Annotated in this window: 14 protein-coding genes; 1 reads left to right on the plus strand and 13 read right to left on the minus strand. The window is 64.9% G+C overall.

The annotated features are described in order from the left end of the window. Window positions 1–175: 175 nt before the first annotated feature. Window positions 176–508, plus strand: a complete 333-nt coding sequence (locus RAM80_RS21325) for a BON domain-containing protein (protein ID WP_416422411.1) — start codon at window positions 176–178, stop codon at window positions 506–508. A 79-nt stretch (window positions 509–587) separates the two neighbouring features. Here RAM80_RS21325 and RAM80_RS21330 read toward each other — a convergent pair whose 3' ends face one another. The 13 genes from RAM80_RS21330 to dksA all read right to left on the minus strand — a co-directional run bounded on the left by RAM80_RS21330 (window position 588) and on the right by dksA (window position 18,278). Then, window positions 588–3,524: a DUF748 domain-containing protein gene (locus RAM80_RS21330; RefSeq protein WP_416422412.1), complete on the minus strand. Its 2,937-nt coding sequence runs from the start codon at window positions 3,522–3,524 to the stop codon at window positions 588–590. A gap of 100 nt (window positions 3,525–3,624) precedes the next feature. Beyond that, a complete protein-coding gene (locus RAM80_RS21335) occupies window positions 3,625–4,641 on the minus strand; it encodes a class I SAM-dependent rRNA methyltransferase (protein ID WP_416422413.1) in 1,017 nt (338 codons plus the stop codon). A gap of 54 nt (window positions 4,642–4,695) precedes the next feature. Then, complete coding sequence (locus RAM80_RS21340; protein ID WP_416422414.1) at window positions 4,696–5,565, minus strand: oxygenase MpaB family protein; 870 nt, start codon at window positions 5,563–5,565, stop codon at window positions 4,696–4,698. 92 nt (window positions 5,566–5,657) lie between these two features. After that, complete coding sequence (pgi, locus tag RAM80_RS21345; protein ID WP_416422415.1) at window positions 5,658–7,322, minus strand: glucose-6-phosphate isomerase; 1,665 nt, start codon at window positions 7,320–7,322, stop codon at window positions 5,658–5,660. 216 nt (window positions 7,323–7,538) lie between these two features. Continuing rightward, window positions 7,539–8,393: a pantoate--beta-alanine ligase gene (panC, locus tag RAM80_RS21350; RefSeq protein WP_416422416.1), complete on the minus strand. Its 855-nt coding sequence runs from the start codon at window positions 8,391–8,393 to the stop codon at window positions 7,539–7,541. Further along, a complete protein-coding gene (gene panB, locus RAM80_RS21355) occupies window positions 8,390–9,190 on the minus strand; it encodes a 3-methyl-2-oxobutanoate hydroxymethyltransferase (protein ID WP_416422417.1) in 801 nt (266 codons plus the stop codon). Before panB ends, panC begins: the two co-directional genes overlap by 4 nt. A gap of 256 nt (window positions 9,191–9,446) precedes the next feature. Further along, window positions 9,447–9,929 carry a 2-amino-4-hydroxy-6-hydroxymethyldihydropteridine diphosphokinase gene (gene folK / locus RAM80_RS21360; protein ID WP_416422418.1) on the minus strand — a complete coding sequence of 161 codons (483 nt, stop codon included), beginning with the start codon at window positions 9,927–9,929 and terminating at the stop codon, window positions 9,447–9,449. A 4-nt stretch (window positions 9,930–9,933) separates the two neighbouring features. After that, a complete protein-coding gene (locus RAM80_RS21365) occupies window positions 9,934–11,325 on the minus strand; it encodes a polynucleotide adenylyltransferase PcnB (RefSeq protein ID WP_416422419.1) in 1,392 nt (463 codons plus the stop codon). 689 nt (window positions 11,326–12,014) lie between these two features. Further along, window positions 12,015–13,457, minus strand: a complete 1,443-nt coding sequence (locus RAM80_RS21370) for a sigma-54-dependent transcriptional regulator (RefSeq protein ID WP_416422420.1) — start codon at window positions 13,455–13,457, stop codon at window positions 12,015–12,017. A gap of 22 nt (window positions 13,458–13,479) precedes the next feature. Continuing rightward, on the minus strand, window positions 13,480–16,434 hold the full coding sequence (locus RAM80_RS21375) for a sensor histidine kinase (RefSeq protein ID WP_416422421.1): 2,955 nt from the start codon (window positions 16,432–16,434) through the stop codon (window positions 13,480–13,482). Next, window positions 16,418–16,594: a hypothetical protein gene (locus tag RAM80_RS21380; RefSeq protein ID WP_003250005.1), complete on the minus strand. Its 177-nt coding sequence runs from the start codon at window positions 16,592–16,594 to the stop codon at window positions 16,418–16,420. The genes RAM80_RS21375 and RAM80_RS21380 overlap by 17 nt, the downstream gene beginning before the upstream one ends. 269 nt (window positions 16,595–16,863) lie before the next feature. Beyond that, window positions 16,864–17,754 (minus strand): tRNA glutamyl-Q(34) synthetase GluQRS, encoded by an 891-nt coding sequence (gene gluQRS / locus RAM80_RS21385; RefSeq protein WP_416422422.1) that lies wholly within the window; start codon window positions 17,752–17,754, stop codon window positions 16,864–16,866. 77 nt (window positions 17,755–17,831) lie between these two features. Beyond that, window positions 17,832–18,278: an RNA polymerase-binding protein DksA gene (gene dksA / locus RAM80_RS21390; RefSeq protein WP_416422423.1), complete on the minus strand. Its 447-nt coding sequence runs from the start codon at window positions 18,276–18,278 to the stop codon at window positions 17,832–17,834. Between the last annotated feature and the right edge of the window lie 100 nt (window positions 18,279–18,378).

The following is an 18,378-nucleotide window of genomic DNA, read 5'->3' on the forward strand; positions in this document are numbered from 1 at the left end:
TTTTTGCTGCGAGCATGCAGAATGCACGAACAGCAAAAACGAAGAGTTTTTTAAGGTGTTGATTTTAAAGGATTTTATTTAATCATCAGGTTGGCACACGCCCTGCAACGGTATAGCTAACCCTGCAGCCAGGCATGCCTTGGCGCAGACTTCTCGAAAAACAGGAGTGACTCGTATGAAAAAGTTCGCTATTGCTGCCGCTACTGCCACCGCCCTGACCCTGGCCATGGGTAACTTCGCGTATGCCGCCACTGCGAGTGAAACCGCAGCCAAGACCGAACAGGCCGGTTCCGACACCTGGATCACCACCAAGGTGAAAGCCAACCTGCTGACCGAGAAAGGCATTCCTGGTAGCGACATCACCGTCGAGACCAACCAAGGCGTGGTAACCCTGGCTTCGAAGGCAGGCACTACCCTGACCTCGGCACAGAAAACCACCGCGGTGAACATCGCCAAGCACACCAAGCACGTCAAGTCCGTGTCGGCTGACGCGCTGGAAACCCAATAATCGATTCATGCGACGGGCACACGGACTGTGCCCACTCAAAGCCCCGGCCGTGTGCCGGGGCTTTTTTTTGTGGGTCAGGTCAATCCGCTTCCAGGTGCAGGTTGGTGACCACGGTGCCGTCTTTCTGGGCATCGCTGATGATGGTGTCGATCAGGAACACCTTCTCGTCCGGCAACTGGCCTTTGTCCACCAGGAAGGCCTTGATGGCCGCCGAACGAGCCTGGCCCAGGGTGCGCAGCAGCTGCTCGTCCGTGCTCCAGGACTTGATGACCGCGTCACGCAGGTTGGCATCGCGCTGTTTCTTCTCCAGCTGATCCCACTCGGCAGGTGGCGCCTGATTGAGGCGGGTGCGGTAGATGGCCGGCAGCATGGGGGCTTTCTCGTCTTCGGGCACCACCAGCAGCGAGGCCTGGGCGGGCACCTTGTCGCCGCGCCGCTGGAGGATCTTGAAGTAGGTGGCCTGGTATTCACGCTCCAGGCGCTGCTGGGCCACCAGCGGGCCGTCGCTGCTGGGTGCCGCGCCGCCTTCCACTTCCAGGTGCAGGCCGGGGCGGGCCTTCATGCCGGCTGCCAGCTTCAGCAGGTTGTCCTGGGCGCTGGGGGTCAGGTCACTGGCGCCGGGGGCGAAGGCGATGTTGCTGAGGTCTGCCGAATCGCCACCGCTCACCAGCCCGCCCAGCAACTTGAAGGGCGCGGCCACGGCCTTGACCACCAGGTTGCGCAGGGTCTGCCACACGATAGGCATCACGCTGAACTGCGGGTTGTTGAGGTCGCCGGTGATCGGCAGCTCGATGTTGATCTGGCCGTTGACGTCCTTGAGCAGGGCCACCGCCAGCTTCACCGGCAGGCTCACGGCGTCGGGGCTGTCGACTTTCTCGCCCAGCTCCAGTTGGTCCACCAGCACTTTGTTCTCGGCCTTTAGCTGGCCCTTGGTGATCACGTAGTGCAGTTGCAGGTTCATCCGCCCCTTGCGGATGCGGTAGCCGGCGAATTTACCGGAGTAGGGCGTCAGCGTGGTCAGTTCCAGGCGGTTGAAGCGCGTGTCGATGTCCAGGCTGGCCATGGGGTCGAACGGCGTCAGCGCGCCACTGATGGTCACCGGCGCGTAGCGGTCGACCTTGCCCTTGATGTCCACCTTGGCTGGCTTCTGCTGCTGGCTGTCGATGGTGCCGATGGTGCCGGTGAGGTTCTGGATGTTGGTGGCGAAGTTGGGGGTCAGACTGAAGTCACCGAAATACGCCGAGCCGTCATTGATGGCGATGCCACCGATGTGAATGGCCAGTGGCTTGCTGGCGACCGCAGGCTTGGCGTCGGCCTGGGCCTTGGGGTTCTCGGCCTGGGGTATCAGCAGGTCCTTGATGCTGGTGGTGCGGTCTTCGTTGATCATGAAGCGCGCGTACGGCTGCATCAGGGTGACCTTGTCGATGGTCAGGCTGTTGCCGTGCTCGTAGTCCAGGCCGTCGAGCTGCAGTTGCTCCCATTTGACGAAGTCGCGGTTTTTCACCGTGTCCAGGGTGTGCAGTTGGTCTACCTGGGCGCGACCGGTGACGCTCAGGGTCAGCGGGTCGATGTTCTTGAGGTTCACCGCCAGGTCGCTGCCGAGCATGCCGCTGCGCAGTTCCAGGCGAATGAACGGGCTGATGTAGGCCTGGGCCACGCGCAGGTCGATGTCCTGGGTCTTGACCTTGAGGTTGGCGGTGACCGGCGCCAGGTTGACCTCGCCGGCGGCGCTGAGCTTGCCCTGCTTGCCCAGGCCGGTATCGAGCTTGAGGGTGAAGGGCGATTTGTTCAGGCTGTCGAAGTTCTGCACATCGACGTTCAGCGGGCCCAGCTCCAGCGCCACCGGCTCCTTCTGCAGGCGATCGGCCAGGTGCACCTGGTAGTCGCGCAGCTGCACGTCCTTGAGCAGCACCTGCCAGGGCTTGCTCGGCGCGCCAGGCACCGGCTTGGCCTCGGGCTTGGCGTCGGCGGTGGCCGGCGCGGTTTTCTCTTGCGGCGGCGCGGCGGTTTTCTGGCTGGCGAACAGCTTCTGCCAATCCAGCTGGCCATCGGCTTCGCGGGCCGCCCAGGTTTCCAGCTTGCTGCTACGGATCTTGCCGACGGTCACCAACTGCCTGGCCAGGTCCACCGAGGTGTCGCTGACGTCCAGGCGTTCGAGCTTGACCAGCGGGCGGCCGTCCGGGGCGTTGAGGGCGAAGGGCGCGATGCTGACCGAGGCGTTGGTGAGATTCAGCTCGGTGTTTTTCGACAGGTCCAGCGAGTAATCGGTGCTGAGGTTGAGGATGCCGTCCTGCAAGGCCAGGGGCAGGGCGTCACGCACGTAGGGCCACCAGACCTTCATCTTGCCGTCGGTGACCTTCAGGCTGCCCTTGGAGGTGATGGGCACCAGGCTGATACTGCCTTTCCAGTCGATCTGGCCACCGTCCGGGCCGGCGGCCACCAGGGTCATGTCGGCGTTGTCCTCAGGCAGGGTGCTGAGGTTCTTCAGTTCCAGGTTCATGGAGTTGTAGAGGAATTCGATGGGCTCGCTGGGGCGCACGTCCTTGAAGTGCAGGTAGCCTTCGCTGAGCTTGATGCTGCCCACCCGCACCGGGAAGGGTTTGCTCGGCGGCTGGTCAGGCTTGGCCGGCTCGCTGGGCGGCAGCTTGAACAGCTGCGCCAGGTTCAGGCTACCGTCCTTGTTGAACAGCAACTCGGTGCGCGGCTTGTCCAGCTCGATGGCGTCCAGGTGCAGGGCCCGGGTCCACAGGCTGTCCACCTGCAGGTTCAGGTACAGGCGCTCGAAGCCGACCTGCTCGATGCCCGGCTCGCCGATGTGCAGGCCCCACAGGGTCAGCTCCAGGCTGAAGGGGTTGAACTCCAGCCGCTCCAGGTGCGCCGGCACGCTGGAATACTTGGCCAGCTGGGAATTGGCCACCCGCAGCCCGATGCCCGGCAGAATCAGGAAGCCCAGCAGGCTGTAAAGCGCGAGCGCGGTCAGTACGGCGCCGATGGCGCGTATCAATCCTTTGGGCATGGGGGGGCATCTACGTCTCGGAATAGGAGTGCTTGGAGTATGGCACGCCTATCTGGTTCCGAAGAGGTGTCCGCTTTATGTGTAGGATTTTTCTGGAAACTTACAGTTGCAGCACCAGGGTCTTCAGCGGCGGCTGGCCGTCCATGGACGGGAAATCACTGGCCGGGGTGATCACCTGCCAGTCACGCACCGGCCGGCCGGCTTTCTCGGCGCAGCGCAGCACCTGGTCGCGCCAGTCATCGAAGGCCACCTTCGCCAGGTTGTTGCAGCAGATCAGCACGCCGTCGTCGGCGGTGGTCAGCAGCGCTGGCTTGAGCAGGCTCTGGTAGTCGCGCAGCAGGTCCACGGTGCCGAAGGCGCTCTTGGCCCAGGCCGGCGGGTCGAGGAACACCAGGTCGTACTGGCGTTGCTCCATGCGCGGGTAGCTGGGCAGCTTCTGGCCGCGGCGCTGGCTGATGGGCAGGCCGGCCAGCTGGCGGATGGCCGGGAAGTAGTCCGACTGCACAAAAGTCATGGGCAGCAGCGTCGGGTTCAGCGCGCCGTTTTCCTTGCCCACGGCCAGGTTGCCTTCGGCGAAGTCCAGGTTGCACACCTCGCGCGCGCCACCGGCCGCGGCGGCCAGGCCGACGCCGCAGGTGTAGGCGAACAGGTTGAGCACGCTCTTGCCCTGGCTGTTGGCCTTCACCCAGCCACGGGCGTTGCGCAGGTCCAGGAACAGCAGTGGGTCTTGCCCGGCATGGCGGCCGCGCACGCGGTAGTCCAGGCCCCACTCGTGGCCCACCAGGTCGGCCAGCGCCGCTTCGTCGGCCTGGTACACGCTGTCCTGGCGGTCGATGCGCGAGTTGCCCTTGGAGCGGTCGTTGTAGACCAGCAGTAGCTCCTGGCCCAGTTCGGCGTTGATGGCGGCGTGGATAGCCAGCAGGTCGTCGCGCTCAAGGCTGGTGTGGAAGCTTTGCACCATCAGCTGCGGGCCGTAGCGGTCCACGGTGAGGCCGCCGGCGCCTTCCTGGCTGCCGTGAAACAGCCGGTAGCAATCGGTGCCCTGGGCGTGCAGTTGCGCGAGGAGGTCTTTGCGGGAGTCGAGAGCGGCGCGCAGCGCCTTGTTCACGGTGGACATGCGCTGTACGCCTGGAAAAAAAGAGGCGCGTAGTTTAACAGGAGAACACCCGCCTCAGGCGATGCCCATGCGCCGCCGGGCGCGGTGGGCAGAGCCGTCGCGCACGGCCCAGCGCAGCACCGGCGCGGTGCCGTTGATGCCCGTGCGCACCAGCCGGCGCTTGAAGTCGCTTTGCGGCAGTTCGAGCATGGCGCTGGCCCAGTCGGGCAACAGGTCTACCCCGGCCTGCATCATCAGCGCGCCGAACGGCTTGGCCAGGCGGCTGGGCGCGGGTGCGTTCATCAGCAGGCGGATGACCTCGCGGCTGCGGTGGTCGCACACCAGTTGCGGGCGAATGCCCTCCAGGTACTCGGCAATCTCCTGGCGCGAGGCGGGCACATGGCGCGCGCCCAGGCGTTCGGCCACCAGGGCGATCTCGGCGTAGTAGCGGTCCTGGTCGGCGGCCGGCAGGTGCGGGTTGCGGTAACGCAGGTGCGCGGCGAGGAAATGGCTGACCTCGGCCACGTGCACCCAGGTCAGCAGGTCCGGGTCGCTGGCGGCATAGGCGCGGCCGTCCTCGGCGTGGCCCACTACCTGCAGGTGGATGGTGCGCACCTTGTCGATCAGCCAGTCGGCGTCGCGAGTGGCACCGAAGGTGGTGCCGGAGATGAACTGGCCGGTGCGGCGCAGGCGCCCGAGCATGTCGGTGCGGAAATTGGAGTGGTCCCACACTCCGGCCAGCGCCAGTGGGTGCAGCGCCTGCAGCATCAGCGCGCTGATGCCGCCCACCAGCATGCTGGTGAAGTCGCCATGCACCTGCCAGCACACCGCCTGGGGGCCGAACAGGCCGGGGTCACCCTTGGGGTTTTCCAGGTCCAGCCGGCCGAGGGACAGGCCGGTCAGGCTCAACACTTGTTTCTCGATACGACGACGAATGAATTCCATGAATAATCTGGGTCAGGACGCGGCCTGCGGCCGCTGCTAGGGGGTTATTGGTGCCTAAAAAGAAAATCCCCTCCGGAGAGGGGATTTTTTCGTCAACCGCGGTGGCGGCCGCGGAAGTAGTTGATCAGGCCCTGGGTGGAGGCGTCCTCGGCAGGCTCTTCGATGCCGCCGGTGAGGCGCTGGTACACGCCCTTGCCCAGTTCCTTGCCCAGCTCCACGCCCCATTGGTCGAAGGCGTTGATGCCCCACAGCACGCTCTGCACGAACACCTTGTGCTCGTACATGGCCACCAGGGCACCCAGGCGGCGCGGGCTGATGCGTTCCACCACCAGGGTGTTGCTCGGGCGGTTGCCCGGGATCACCTTGTGCGGCGCCAGCTTCTGGATCTGCTCTTCGGGCATGCCCTTGTCGCGCAGCTCGGCTTCAGCCTCGGCGCGGGTCTTGCCCAGCATCAGCGCCTGGCTCTGCGACAGGCAGTTGGCGAACAGCCACTGATGGTGGTCGGCCACCGGGTTGAAGCTCACCACCGGCACGATGAAGTCGGCCGGGATCAGCTGGGTGCCCTGGTGCAGCAGCTGGTGGTAGGCGTGCTGGCCGTTGCAACCCACGCCGCCCCAGATGACCGGGCCGGTGTCGGTGGTGACCGGGCTGCCGTCCTGGCGCACGCTCTTGCCGTTGGACTCCATGTCCAGCTGTTGCAGGTGCTTGGTGATGTTGCGCAGGTAGTGGTCGTACGGCAGGATCGCGTGGGCCTGCGAGCCCCAGAAGTTGCCGTACCACACGCCCAGCAGGGCCAGCAGCACCGGCATGTTCTGTTCGAACGGCGCGGTCTGGAAGTGCTGGTCCATGGTGTAGGCACCGGACAGCAGTTCCTTGAAGTTGGCGGTGCCGATAGCCAGGGCAATCGGCAGGCCGATGGCCGACCACAGCGAGTAGCGGCCGCCTACCCAGTCCCACATCGGGAAGATGTTCTCTTCACGGATGCCGAAGGCCACGGCCGCGGCGTTGTTGCTGGACACGGCGATGAAGTGGCGGTGCAGCTCGGCTTCCGAACCGCCCTGGGCCAGGTACCAGGCGCGGGCGGCCTGGGCGTTCTTCAGGGTTTCCAGGGTGCTGAACGACTTCGACGAGACGATGAACAGGGTGGTCTCGGCGCGCAGCTTGGTGGCCAGTTCGTGGAACTCGCTACCGTCGATGTTTGCCAGGTAGTGGCAGCGCACGCCTTTCTGGGCGTACGGCAGCAGGGCTTCGGAGACCAGCTCCGGGCCCAGGAACGAGCCGCCGATGCCGATGTTCACAACGTCCGTGATCGGCTTCTCGGTGTAGCCGCGCCACAGGCCGTCGTGGATGCGGGTGACCAGCTCGGTGATCTGGTTCAGCACCTTATGCACTTCGGGCATGATGTTGGTGCCGTTGACGTTGAGCTTGTCGCCTACCGGGCGGCGCAGGGCGGTGTGCAGCGCCGGGCGGCCTTCGGAGGCGTTCAGCAGCTCGCCGGCGAACATGGCCTTGATGGCGCCCTGCAGGTCCACTTCACCGGCCAGCTTGACCAGCAGGTCGCGGGTCTCGGTGGTGATCAGGTTTTTCGAGTAGTCGAGGAACAGCCCGCAACCACTCAGGGAAAATTGGTGAAAACGCTGCGGATCGGCCGCGAAGGCTTCGCGCATGCTGAAATCCTGCATGGCCTGGCGGTGCTGGGTAAGTGCCTGCCAGGCGGGCAGAGCGGTAACGTCGTGGGGGGTACGGTAATACGCCATCGCTGCGGGTTTCCTTGTACTTAGAACAGCCTTTGGACACGGTCGGGTCCTGGCCAGTTGCATAAATTTTGCAACCTGTGGGAGCTGGCTTGCCAGCGAGCTTTCCGGCCAGCAAAAAGCTCGCTGGCAAGCCAGCTCCCACAGTAACCATCTACAGCGCATCTGTCTGCGCGGTGCCCGGTACTTTTAACAGTTCCGGGCCTTGCAGCATAGCAGTCAGGCGTCGAGGTTCAGGTGCAGGTTGTCGATCAGCCGCGTGCTGCCGATGTAGGCGGCGGCGATGATCACTACGTCACGGTCCTCGGCGGTGGCCGGGCGCAGGTTGATGCCGTGGCGAATCTCGAAATAGTCGGTCTTGAAGCCGGCGGCGGTGATCTGCGTGCGGGCCTCATCCAGCAGGCGGCCGTAGTCGCGCTCGCCGGCCTCGATGGCCTTGGCCACCTGTTGCATGGCGCGGTACAGCGCAGGGGCGGCAGCGCGTTGCTCGGTGGTCAGGTAACCGTTGCGCGACGACAGCGCCAGGCCGTCCTCGGCGCGCACGGTAGGCTCGCCGATGATCTGGATGGGCATGTTCAGGTCACGCACCAGCGCGCGGATCACCGCCAGCTGCTGGTAGTCCTTCTGGCCAAACACGGCCAGGTCCGGTTGGACCATGTTGAACAGCTTGCTGACCACGGTGGCCACGCCCTCGAAATGGCCAGGGCGGCTGGCGCCACACAGGCCTTCGGACAGGTGCGGGACGCTGACGCGGGTCTGCACGCCCATGCCGTCGGGGTACATTTCTTCAACGGTGGGGGCGAACAGCAGGTGGCAGCCGGCTTGCACCAGTTTTTCCTGGTCGGCGGCGAGGGTGCGCGGGTACTTGTCCAGGTCCTCGGCAGGGCCGAACTGCAGCGGGTTGACGAAGATGCTCGCCACCACGAAGTCGACGCGCTGGGCCGCCTTGGTCACCAGTGCGGCGTGGCCGCTGTGCAGGTTGCCCATGGTGGGCACGAAGCCGATGCGCTTGCCTTCGCTACGGGCGCGGGCCACGGCGGCGCGCAGTTCTTTGACGGTTTTTACGGTGTTCATGCATTAAATCCGTGTTCGGTACCCGGGAAGCTGACTTCCTTGACGGCGGTGACGTAGGCGCCCAGGGCGCTCTGGATGTCTGGCTGGCCGGCCATGAAGTTCTTCACGAACTTGGGCACGCGGCCGGTCAGCGACAGGCCCAGCATGTCGTGCAGCACCAGTACCTGGCCGTCCACGGCGCTACCGGCGCCAATGCCGATGACCGGCACCTTCACCGCCTGGGTGATCTCGGCGGCCAGCTCGCTGGGCACGCATTCAAGCAAAATCATCGCCGCGCCGGCCTGTTCCAGGGCGATGGCGTCGGCGCGCATCTGCCGCGCCTGGGCTTCGTTGCGGCCTTGCACTTTATAGCCGCCCAGCACGTTGACCGTCTGCGGCGTCAGGCCCATGTGCGCGCACACCGGCACGCCGCGCTCGGCCAGCAGGCGGATGGACTCCGCCAGCCAGGCCGCGCCTTCCACCTTGACCATGTGGGCGCCGGCCTGCATCAGCTGGGCGCTGTTGGCGAAGGTCTGCTCCAGGGTGGCGCAGGCCATGAACGGCAGGTCGGCCAGGATCAGCGCGCCCTCGTTGCCGCGCTTGACGCTGGCCACGTGGTAGGCCATCTCGGCGTTGGTGACCGGCAGGGTGCTGTCGTGGCCCTGCAGGACCATGCCCAGGGAGTCGCCGACCAGCAGGATTTCCACGCCCGCCTGGCAGGCTGCCTGGGCGAAGGTCGCGTCATAGCAGGTCAGCATGGCGATTTTCTCACCCTTGAGCTTGAGGCTCTGCAGGGTGGTCAGGGTGATTTCAGGCATCAAAGGGGTCCTCTTTCAGGCGCCGTGAATACTGCTAACAGTTAGCGGATCAAACACAACATCATCTGCCGTGATGTTTGGGAAACGACCGTCAACCGGCCGTTCCGCGCCGTTTTGCTGCGTTAGTGAGCAACGGGATGCCTATAGTCGTGAGGAGGGGGCGGGAAGTCAATTGGATGTGTTACGGGTGTGTTACTGGGTGGGGGGATTGTGTGTTACCGGGACGGCAGACGGCCCCGTAGCCGCTGCCGCCAGGCTAAGGAGTTAAGCGCTCGAGGCCTTCAAACGGGCAAGCAGCCAATAGATCGGCCAAAGGCCGTCCATCCGCCAGGCGCAGGTCGGCCGGCGCCAGCTCGGCCAGCGGGTACAGCACGAACGCCCGCGCGTGCATGTGGTAATGCGGCACCTTCAAGCGCGGCTCATCGATAACCCGCTCGCCGAACAACAGCACATCCAGGTCCAGGGTCCGCGGGCCCCAGCGCTCGGCGCGCACGCGGCCCTGGTCGTTCTCAATGGCCTGCAGGGCGTCCAGCAGCGCCAAGGGCGCCAGCGAGGTCTCCAGCCGTGCCACCGCGTTGGTATAACGCGGCTGGCCGGGCGACAGCGACTCGCTGCTGTACAGCGCCGACACCGCCAGGCCTTGGCTGGACGGCAACTGCCCCAGGGCCTCGATGGCTTGGCGCAGTTGCTCGGTGGGCTCGGCCAGGTTGCTGCCCAGGCCGATGTACACGACTTCCATCGGCTTACTCGCCCGAATCCGCCGCTGCGCCACGCTTGCGCTTGGCGCCAGTGCGCTTGCGCTTGCGTGGGCCGGCGCCGGTTTCGTCCTTGCTGCCCAGGTCGCGGATCATGTCGCGGCGTTCGCTGTCATTGGCGTCCTGGTAGTCGGTCCACCACTCGCCCAGGCCCTCGGTCTGCTCGCCAGCGCTTTCGCGCAGCAGCAGGAAGTCGTAGCCGGCGCGGAAGCGCGGGTTGTCCAGCAGCAGGTCGGCGCGTTTGCCGCTGCGGCGTGGCAGGCGCTCCTGCATGTCCCAGATCTCGCGGATCGGGATGGTGAAACGCTTGGGAATGGCGATGCGCTGGCACTGCTCGGCAATCAGCTGGTGCGCACCTTCCTGCATGGCCGGGATCGGCGGCATGCCACGTTCCTGCAGGTGCAGCACGCGGGCGGGCAGGGCCGGCCACAGCAGGGCGGCGAACAGGAAGGCCGGGGTCACCGGCTTGCCCTGCTTGACGCGCAGGTCGGTGTTCCTCAGCGCTTCGCTGATCAGCGTGTGCGTGTAGGTCGGCTGGTGCTCCAGCGCGTGGGCGCTGGCCGGGAACAGCGGGTCGAACAGCTGCAGGTCGACCAGCATCTCGAAGGTGTCCGAGGCGTGGCCCGAGAGGAACAGCTTCAGGCTTTCCTCGAACAGGCGCGCCGACGGGATCTCGCGCAGCATGGGCGCCAGCTCGCGGATCGGCGCGGCGGTGTGCTTCTCGATGCCGAAGTCCAGCTTGGCGGCGAAACGCACGGCCCGCAGCATGCGCACCGGGTCTTCCTGGTAGCGCTGCACCGGGTCGCCGATCAGGCGGATCAGGTGGTTGCGAATGTCGTGTACGCCGTTGGCGTAATCGAGGATGCGCTCGCTCACCGGGTCGTAGTACAGGGCGTTGATGGTGAAATCGCGGCGCTGGGCGTCCTCTTCGAGGGTGCCGTAGACGTTGTCGCGCAGGATGCGACCACTTTCGTTACGCGACGACTGGTTGCTGTCTTCCTCTTCTTCATCCTTGGGATGATTGGCGCGGAAGGTGGCGACCTCGATGATCTCGCGACCGAAATGGATATGCACCAGCTTGAACCGACGGCCGATCACCCGGGCGTTGCGGAACTCCGCACGCACTTGCTCGGGGGTGGCACTGGTGGCGACGTCGAAGTCCTTGGGGGTGATGTTGAGCAGCATGTCACGCACGCAACCGCCCACCAGATAGGCCTGATAGCCAGCGTTTTGCAGGCGTTCGACGATGCTCACCGCGTGGCGGCTGAACTGGTTGCGCTGCAGCGAGTGTTGCCCGCTATTGAGCACTTCGGGCGTGGTCCGCAGGTGTTGCGGGCGACGCACGGGGGGACGGATAGACTGGAACAGCTTCTTCAGCATGGGATGCACTGTTTGAAGGAATGTTCGGCCATGAATGGAGAATGACCGCATGATGGGCGGGGATTCTAGCATTTAGTCAGGGGATGGTGTAGGACACTGCGCAACGAGGGGGACGAAACGTGGAAACTACAAGGGGAGCCGAAGCTCCCCAAGGAATGTAGTTGCGTGCTCTTCTTGTTTTTTTGATCGGGCTTCTTGTTTTTGTTAACGCCCTACCCACGTGGTCTTCGCCAGTGAGTGGCTCCCTAACCGGGAGCAAGAGCAAACGGATTGCTTTGGTCGCTGAGTTGCTTTCATCCCATGCCGTTCTGCTTTTCAGTGCAGTTTTTATTGGTCTTTGCCTGGGTGTGGGGCGGGCCCCAATTACAACGCCTCTCCAAAAGAATCAGTTAGCTGCGCCTCCGCCGTGTTGTTCTTGTTATGCGTGAGCCGTTTCATCTTGTTTTTATTAGAGTGTGTCATTGCTTATTGTTGTTCTTGTACCAAATACATAGCAGGTGCCGTGCCAACTTTTGAAAACCCTTGTAAATCAAGGCTTTCGGCTGTTTGGTGGCCATCGGCCAGTGCCTGAAACGGACAAAATTCGTTACCGTATGCCCCGGCATCTGTTACGCCGGCAAGGTGGGGGTAACAGTTTGTCACTCCCCCCTTTTGTTACCCCGTGACACCGCGTAATTAGCTGAAACGTATCAGCTTTCGCTGGCCACGCCCGACTTGCGCCGTGGAATACCCAGGCGCTGGCGGCGCTCCCACAGGCACTTGCGGCTGACGCCCAGCTTGCGTGCCAGCTCGGTCTCGGTCATGTGGTCCTGGTGCTCGAGCACGAAGTGCTGGAAATAGTCTTCCAGCGACAAGTCCTCGGTGGGTTCGTGGTTGCCGCCGCCGACGTTGCTCGCCGGTTGCGCGGCCATGGCGTCGAACGCCTCGTCGTCGAGGTCTTCCAGTTCGATGTCGATGCCCAGCAGCTCGGCGGAAATTTCCGCGCTCTCGCTGAGGATCACCGAACGCTCCACGGCGTTTTCCAGTTCGCGCACGTTGCCGGGCCACGAGTAGTGACGGATGGCCTGTTCGGCGTCGGCGGCGAAACGCAGGTCGTTGCGGCCGATGCGCGCGCTCTGGCGGGCCAGGAACGCGTTGGCGATCTCGTTGACGTCGGCGCCGCGCTCGCGCAGGGCCGGCAGCTTCAGGGCGATCACGTGCAGGCGGTAGTACAAGTCCTCACGGAACTGGCCGACCTTGGCCAGGCTCTTGAGGTCGCGGTGGGTGGCGGCGATCAGGCGTACGTCGACCTTCTGTGATTGCACCGAGCCCACGCGGCGAATCTCGCCTTCCTGCAGCACGCGCAGCAGGCGCGCCTGGGCCTCGAGCGGCAGCTCGCCGATCTCATCCAGGAACAGGGTGCCGCCGTCCGCCGCTTCCACCAGGCCGGCACGGCCGGCGCTGGCGCCGGTGAACGCGCCCTTTTCGTGGCCGAACAGCTCGGACTCGATCAGGGTTTCGGGAATGGCGGCGCAGTTCACCGAGATCATCGGTGCCTTGGCGCGGCGCGACAGGTTGTGCAGGGCACGGGCCACCAGCTCCTTGCCGGTGCCCGACTCGCCCTGGATCAGCACGTTGGAGTCGGTGGGCGCCACCTTGCGGATCTTGCTGTACAGGTCCTGCATGGGCGGGCATGAGCCGATGATGCCGATCTCGCCATTGGCGTTCTCGGCGCCGGCGGCGGCCTTGGCGTTGCCATTGCCGGCGCGTTCGGCCGGCGCGGCAGCCGGGGCTGGCGCGCTCTGGCGGTCACGCAGGATGCGCGCCACGGCCTGCAGCATCTCGTCGTGGTCGAAGGGCTTGGCGATGTAGTCCACCGCGCCCATTTTCATCGAGTCCACGGCCGAGCGCAGGCTGGCATAGCTGGTCATGATCAGCACCGGCTTGCCCTGGCCCAGCTTGATCAGCTCGGTGCCCGGGGCGCCAGGCAGGCGCAGGTCACTGACGATCAGGTCGAACGTGGGGATGGAGAAGCGCTCTTGTGCCTCTTGCACGGAGCCGGCTTCGCTGACCTGGTACTGATTCCGTTCAAGCAGGCGGCGCAGGGCAGAACGAATAATGGTTTCGTCTTCGACGATCAGAATATGCGGCATTGATTCAATTCTCTCGACGGTCTCAGTTCACGGCGGACGTCGCTTCGACATGACGCGGCAAGGTCACCCGGATTCGGGTGCCGCGCTGGCTCTGGGTATCAGCCGGGCTGTCGATGGTGATTTGTCCATAATGCTCTTCAACGATGGAATAGACCAGAGCAAGCCCCAGTCCGGTTCCCTCGCCAGGGTCCTTGGTGGTGAAGAACGGTTCGAACAAGCGGTCCATGATGTTCTTGGGAATGCCGCTGCCCTCGTCCTCGACGATCAGGTCCACGGTGTGCTCGCTGGCCTCGCTTTTCACCCGCACGGCGCTGCCGGCCTGGGAGGCGTCGCGGGCGTTGGACAGCAGGTTGATCAGCACCTGGGCCAGGCGTTGCGGGTCGCCCTCCACCCAGTGGTCGGGGTCGCAGAGGTTGTAGAACTGCACTTCGAAATTGCGCCGGTTCAGGGCCAGCAGGCCGATGGCGTCCTGGGCCACTTCGGCCAGGTTCACCGGCTCGTCGCTGTGCTGGTGGCTGCCGGCGTGGGCGAAGCTCATCAGCGACTGCACGATGCGCGACACGCGCTTGGTCTGTTCGAGGATCTGGCTGCTGAGCTCGGTGATCTCGCCGTCTTCCTCGCGCTCTTCGCGCAGGTTCTGCGCCAGGCAGGCGATGCCGGTGATCGGGTTGCCGATTTCGTGGGCCACGCCAGCCGCCAGGCGGCCGATGCTGGCCAGGCGCTCGGAGTGCACCAGCTTGTCTTCCAGCAGCTGCGTGTCGGTGAGGTCTTCCACCAGCAGCACCAGGCCGCTGTTGCCCGGCGCCAGGGGCTCGTCGATGGCCGCCTTGTGCAGGTTCAGCCAGCGGATCTGGCCGTCCAGGGGCAGGCGCTGCTTGTGCAGGTGTTCGTCGGGCACGTTGATGAAGCCTTGCAGCAGGCCGCGCCACGGCTCGCCGATGGTCACCAGGCGCGAGCCCACCACGCGCTGCGCGGCGATGCCGGTAAGCTCTTCCATGGCCTTGTTCCACATCAGGATTTCCTGGTCCTTGGCCAGCGAGCAGACGCCCATGGGCAGTTCCTGCAGGGTCTGGCGGTGGTAGCGGCGCAGGGCGTCCAGCTCGGCGGCAAGGCCGGTGAGGCGCGAGTGGTAGTCTTCCAGGCGGCTCTCGATGAAGTGGATGTCTTCGGTGACGTAATTCTCGTTGCCGGACTTGTAGGGCAGGAAGGTCTCGACCATGTCCTGGGCCACGCTGGGGCCCATCAGGCCCGAGAGGTTGGCCTCGATGCGGTCGCGCAGGCGGCGCAGGGCATAGGGGCGGCGCTCGTCGAAGGGCAGGTAGAGGTCGCGCAGGGCCTGTTCCACTTCCTTCTGCGCGGCCTTGGCGCCCAGCGGCTTGGCCAGCTGGGTGGCGAATTCCTGGGGCGAGGCGGCGTGCAGCTCACGGCGCTGGGGCCGCCGCACGTTGTCCACCGCGCAGGCTTCGGCGGCGCTGGCCTCTTCGGCGCTGGGGTTGCTGAACAGCGAGATCAGGGTGAACACCAGCACGTTGGCGGCCAGCGAGGCGATGGCCGCCATGTGCCAGCTGGTGTCGTCGAGCACGTAGATCATGTTCAGCAGCGGGATGTAGAAGCCCTGCAGGTTGCCGACCAGCGGCAGCAGCATGGTCACCATCCACACCAGGATGCCCGCCAGCAGGCCGGCGATGAAGCCGCGGCGGTTGGCGGCCGGCCAGTACAGCACCGACAACACCCCGGGCAGGAACTGCAGGGTGGCGACGAAGGCGACGATGCCCAAATTGGCCAGGTCCTGGGCGGTGCCCAGCAGCAGGTAGAAGGCGTAGCCGGCCATGATGATGGCGACGATCAGGCCGCGGCGCGTCCACTTCAGCCAGCGGTAGATGTTGCCCTCGGCCGGCGGCTGGTACAGCGGCAGCACCAGGTGGTTGAGGGCCATGCCCGACAGCGCCAGGGTGGTGACGATGATCAGCCCGCTGGAGGCCGACAGCCCGCCCACGTAGGCCAGCAGCGCCAGGGCCTTGCTGTTGGCGGCGATGCCTACGCCCAGGGTGAAGTATTCGGGGCTGGTGGTGGCGCCCAGGCGCAGGCCGGCCCACAGGATCAGCGGCACGGCCAGGCTCATCAGCAGCAGGAACAGCGGCAGGCCCCAGCTGGCGCTGACCAGCGAGCGCGGGTTGAGGTTCTCGGTGAACGCCATGTGGTACATGTGCGGCATGACGATGGCCGAGGCGAAGAACACCAGCAGCAGCGTGCGCCATGGGCCTTCTTGCAGCGGCGTGTGCAGGGCGGCGAGGGCGGTCTGGTTCTGCAACAGCCACAGTTCCAGCTCGTGGGGGCCGTTGAACACCCCGTACAGTGCGTACAGGCCGATGCCGCCCACGGCCACCAGCTTGATGATGGACTCGAAGGCGATGGCGAACACCAGGCCTTCGTGCTTCTCGCGGGTGGCGATGTGGCGTGAGCCGAAGAAGATGGTGAACAGCGTGATCAGCGCGCAGAACGCCAGGGCCACGCGGTTCTGCACCGGGTCGCGTGTGAGGATGCTGATGGAGTCGGCCACTGCCTGTATCTGCAAGGCCAGCAACGGCAGCACGCCGATCAGCATGAAGATGGTGGTCAGGGCGCCGGCCCAGGTGCTGCGAAAGCGAAACGCGAACAGGTCGGCCAGGGAGGACAGCTGGTAGGTGCGGGTGATCTTCAGGATCGGGTACAGCAGCACCGGCGCCAGCAGGAACGCGCCGCTGACCCCCAGGTAGCAGGCCAGGAAACCGTAGCCGTACTGGTAGGCCAGGCCCACCGTGCCGTAGAACGCCCAGGCGCTGGCGTAGACGCCCAGCGACAGGGTGTAGGTCAGCGGGTGGCGAATGATCGCGCGCGGGATCATCCCGCGCTCGCTGACCCAGGCCACGCCGAACAGCACCAGCAGGTAGGCGGCGCTGATCAGGATCATCTGGGTGAGGCTAAAGCTCATCGGCATCACGTTGGCTCTGGAGAATGAAAGTCACCACGATCAGGATCAGCCACAACAGGTAGGGCCGATACCAGGCGCCGGTCGGTTCTATCCACCAGTCCATGATCGCGGGGGAGAACAGGTAGATACCGACTACCAGCAGCAGGACCAATCGGTAGATGTACATGCCGGCCTCTCGAATGGAAGAACATCAAGTCCAGGGTGCTCGCCTTATTATTGTAGGTACGGGCAAAAAGGAGCGGGGATGGTAACGCAAGCGCGTCGTAGTGCAACTGGAAGTTCACTACACCGTGAGTGGTGGCCCGGGACGCAGCCTTCGGCAGCTGCTACGCAGATGCGCAGACCCCATCGATCGCGTCGCCTGCATCGCGGCCATTTCAAGACAGATATCGCCGTAGCAGCTGCCGAAGGCTGCGTCCACGCCCAACGCGGACCTCAGGCCGGCAACTGCGCCTCGGGCAGGCTCAAGGCACGCGGGATAAGCTCGGCGTTCCAGTGGGCGATGCCCCACGCCAGCACCTCGCCAGGCATGGCACCCCGCAGCTCCAGCGGCACCGGCTGCCCCAGCGCCCGCAGCGCGCGCACCAGCAGCGGCGCGGCCTGGTCGGCTTCCAGCGGCGGCGAGCGGTAGCTCTTGCCCAGCTTGTGGCCGTCGGGCTGGGTAATCAGCGGCACGTGCAGGTACTTGGGCTGGGGCAGCCCCAGCAGTTCCTGCAGGTACAGGTGGCGCGGGGTGGAGTCCAGCAGGTCGGCGCCGCGCACGATGTGCGTCACCCCCTGCCAGGCGTCGTCCAGCACCACGGCCAGTTGGTAGGCGTACAGGCCATCACGGCGGCGAATCACGAAGTCGCCGCTGTCGCGCCCCAGGTGCTGCTCGAAGCGGCCCTGCACACGGTCGACGAAGGCGTAGTTGAGCTCCGGCACGCGGATGCGGATGGCGGCATCTTCCTGGCCGTGGCCCAGGTTGCGGCACAGCCCGGGGTAGATACCGTTGTAGGGCTCCAGCTGCTTGCGCGAGCAGGTGCAGGCATACGCCAGCCCCTGCTGGAACAGGCGGTCGATGACCTGGGCATAGGCGTGATGGCGCAGGCTCTGGTACACCACCTCGCCATCCCATTCGAAACCGTAGTTCTCCAGGGCCTTGAGGATCGCGGCCTGGGCGCCGGGCATCTCCCGTGGCGGGTCCAGGTCTTCCATGCGCAGCAGCCAGCGGCCACCCACGGCACGGGCGTCAAGGTAGGAAGCAAGGGCGGCCACCAGCGAGCCGAAATGCAGGAAACCACTGGGCGTTGGCGCGAAGCGGCCAATGTAGGCAGGCGTGTTCATGGGGAACAGGGTACTGGAAATTTCGGAGAAGGGGCGGGGCAGGTCCGGGGCGCGTGGCGCGCCCCGGCTTCAACAGGTCATTTGCCGACCTGTTTTTCCTTGATCTCTGCCAGGGTCTTGCAGTCGACGCACAGGTCGGCGGTAGGGCGGGCTTCCAGGCGGCGGACGCCAATCTCGACGCCGCAGGATTCGCACCAGCCGTATTCTTCGTCGGTGATCAGCTGCAGGGTCTTGTCGATTTTCTTGATCAGCTTGCGCTCGCGGTCGCGGGCACGCAGCTCGAGGGCGAATTCCTCTTCCTGGCTGGCACGGTCAGCAGGGTCGGGGAAGTTGGCTGCTTCGTCCTTCATGTGGTCCACGGTCTTGTCGACGCCGACCATCAGCTCCATCTTCCATTTTTGCAGGATGCTGGTGAAGTGCGCGCGCATGGGCTTGCCCATGTACTCCTCACCGGGAGCTACTACGTAAGGCTCAAAGCCCGATTCCAGTGTTTGGGTAGATGCTTGCTTTTCATTGGTGGACATTGGTTGACCGCCTCTCGCTCTTCTAATCCATTGCGCAGGATGCTCCATCTCCGACACCCGCCGGCCCTGCGACTGCAAGCCGGCGAACTTAGCAGATCAA

This window comes from Pseudomonas sp. App30 (genome assembly GCF_047947025.1).
In the GTDB taxonomy this organism is placed as follows: Bacteria; Pseudomonadota; Gammaproteobacteria; order Pseudomonadales; family Pseudomonadaceae; genus Aquipseudomonas.

Coding starts and splice junctions, on each gene's coding strand:
- pgi (WP_416422415.1), bottom strand. CDS start 7,322: ATGGCGTATTACCGTACCCCCCACGACGTTACCGCTCTGCCCGCCTGG.
- dksA (WP_416422423.1), bottom strand. CDS start 18,278: ATGTCCACCAATGAAAAGCAAGCATCTACCCAAACACTGGAATCGGGC.
- RAM80_RS21370 (WP_416422420.1), bottom strand. CDS start 13,457: ATGCCGCATATTCTGATCGTCGAAGACGAAACCATTATTCGTTCTGCC.
- RAM80_RS21340 (WP_416422414.1), bottom strand. CDS start 5,565: ATGGAATTCATTCGTCGTCGTATCGAGAAACAAGTGTTGAGCCTGACC.
- folK (WP_416422418.1), bottom strand. CDS start 9,929: ATGGAAGTCGTGTACATCGGCCTGGGCAGCAACCTGGCCGAGCCCACC.
- RAM80_RS21325 (WP_416422411.1), top strand. CDS start 176: ATGAAAAAGTTCGCTATTGCTGCCGCTACTGCCACCGCCCTGACCCTG.
- RAM80_RS21380 (WP_003250005.1), bottom strand. CDS start 16,594: ATGTACATCTACCGATTGGTCCTGCTGCTGGTAGTCGGTATCTACCTG.
- panC (WP_416422416.1), bottom strand. CDS start 8,393: ATGAACACCGTAAAAACCGTCAAAGAACTGCGCGCCGCCGTGGCCCGC.
- panB (WP_416422417.1), bottom strand. CDS start 9,190: ATGCCTGAAATCACCCTGACCACCCTGCAGAGCCTCAAGCTCAAGGGT.
- RAM80_RS21335 (WP_416422413.1), bottom strand. CDS start 4,641: ATGTCCACCGTGAACAAGGCGCTGCGCGCCGCTCTCGACTCCCGCAAA.
- RAM80_RS21375 (WP_416422421.1), bottom strand. CDS start 16,434: ATGCCGATGAGCTTTAGCCTCACCCAGATGATCCTGATCAGCGCCGCC.
- gluQRS (WP_416422422.1), bottom strand. CDS start 17,754: ATGAACACGCCTGCCTACATTGGCCGCTTCGCGCCAACGCCCAGTGGT.
- RAM80_RS21330 (WP_416422412.1), bottom strand. CDS start 3,524: ATGCCCAAAGGATTGATACGCGCCATCGGCGCCGTACTGACCGCGCTC.
- RAM80_RS21365 (WP_416422419.1), bottom strand. CDS start 11,325: ATGCTGAAGAAGCTGTTCCAGTCTATCCGTCCCCCCGTGCGTCGCCCG.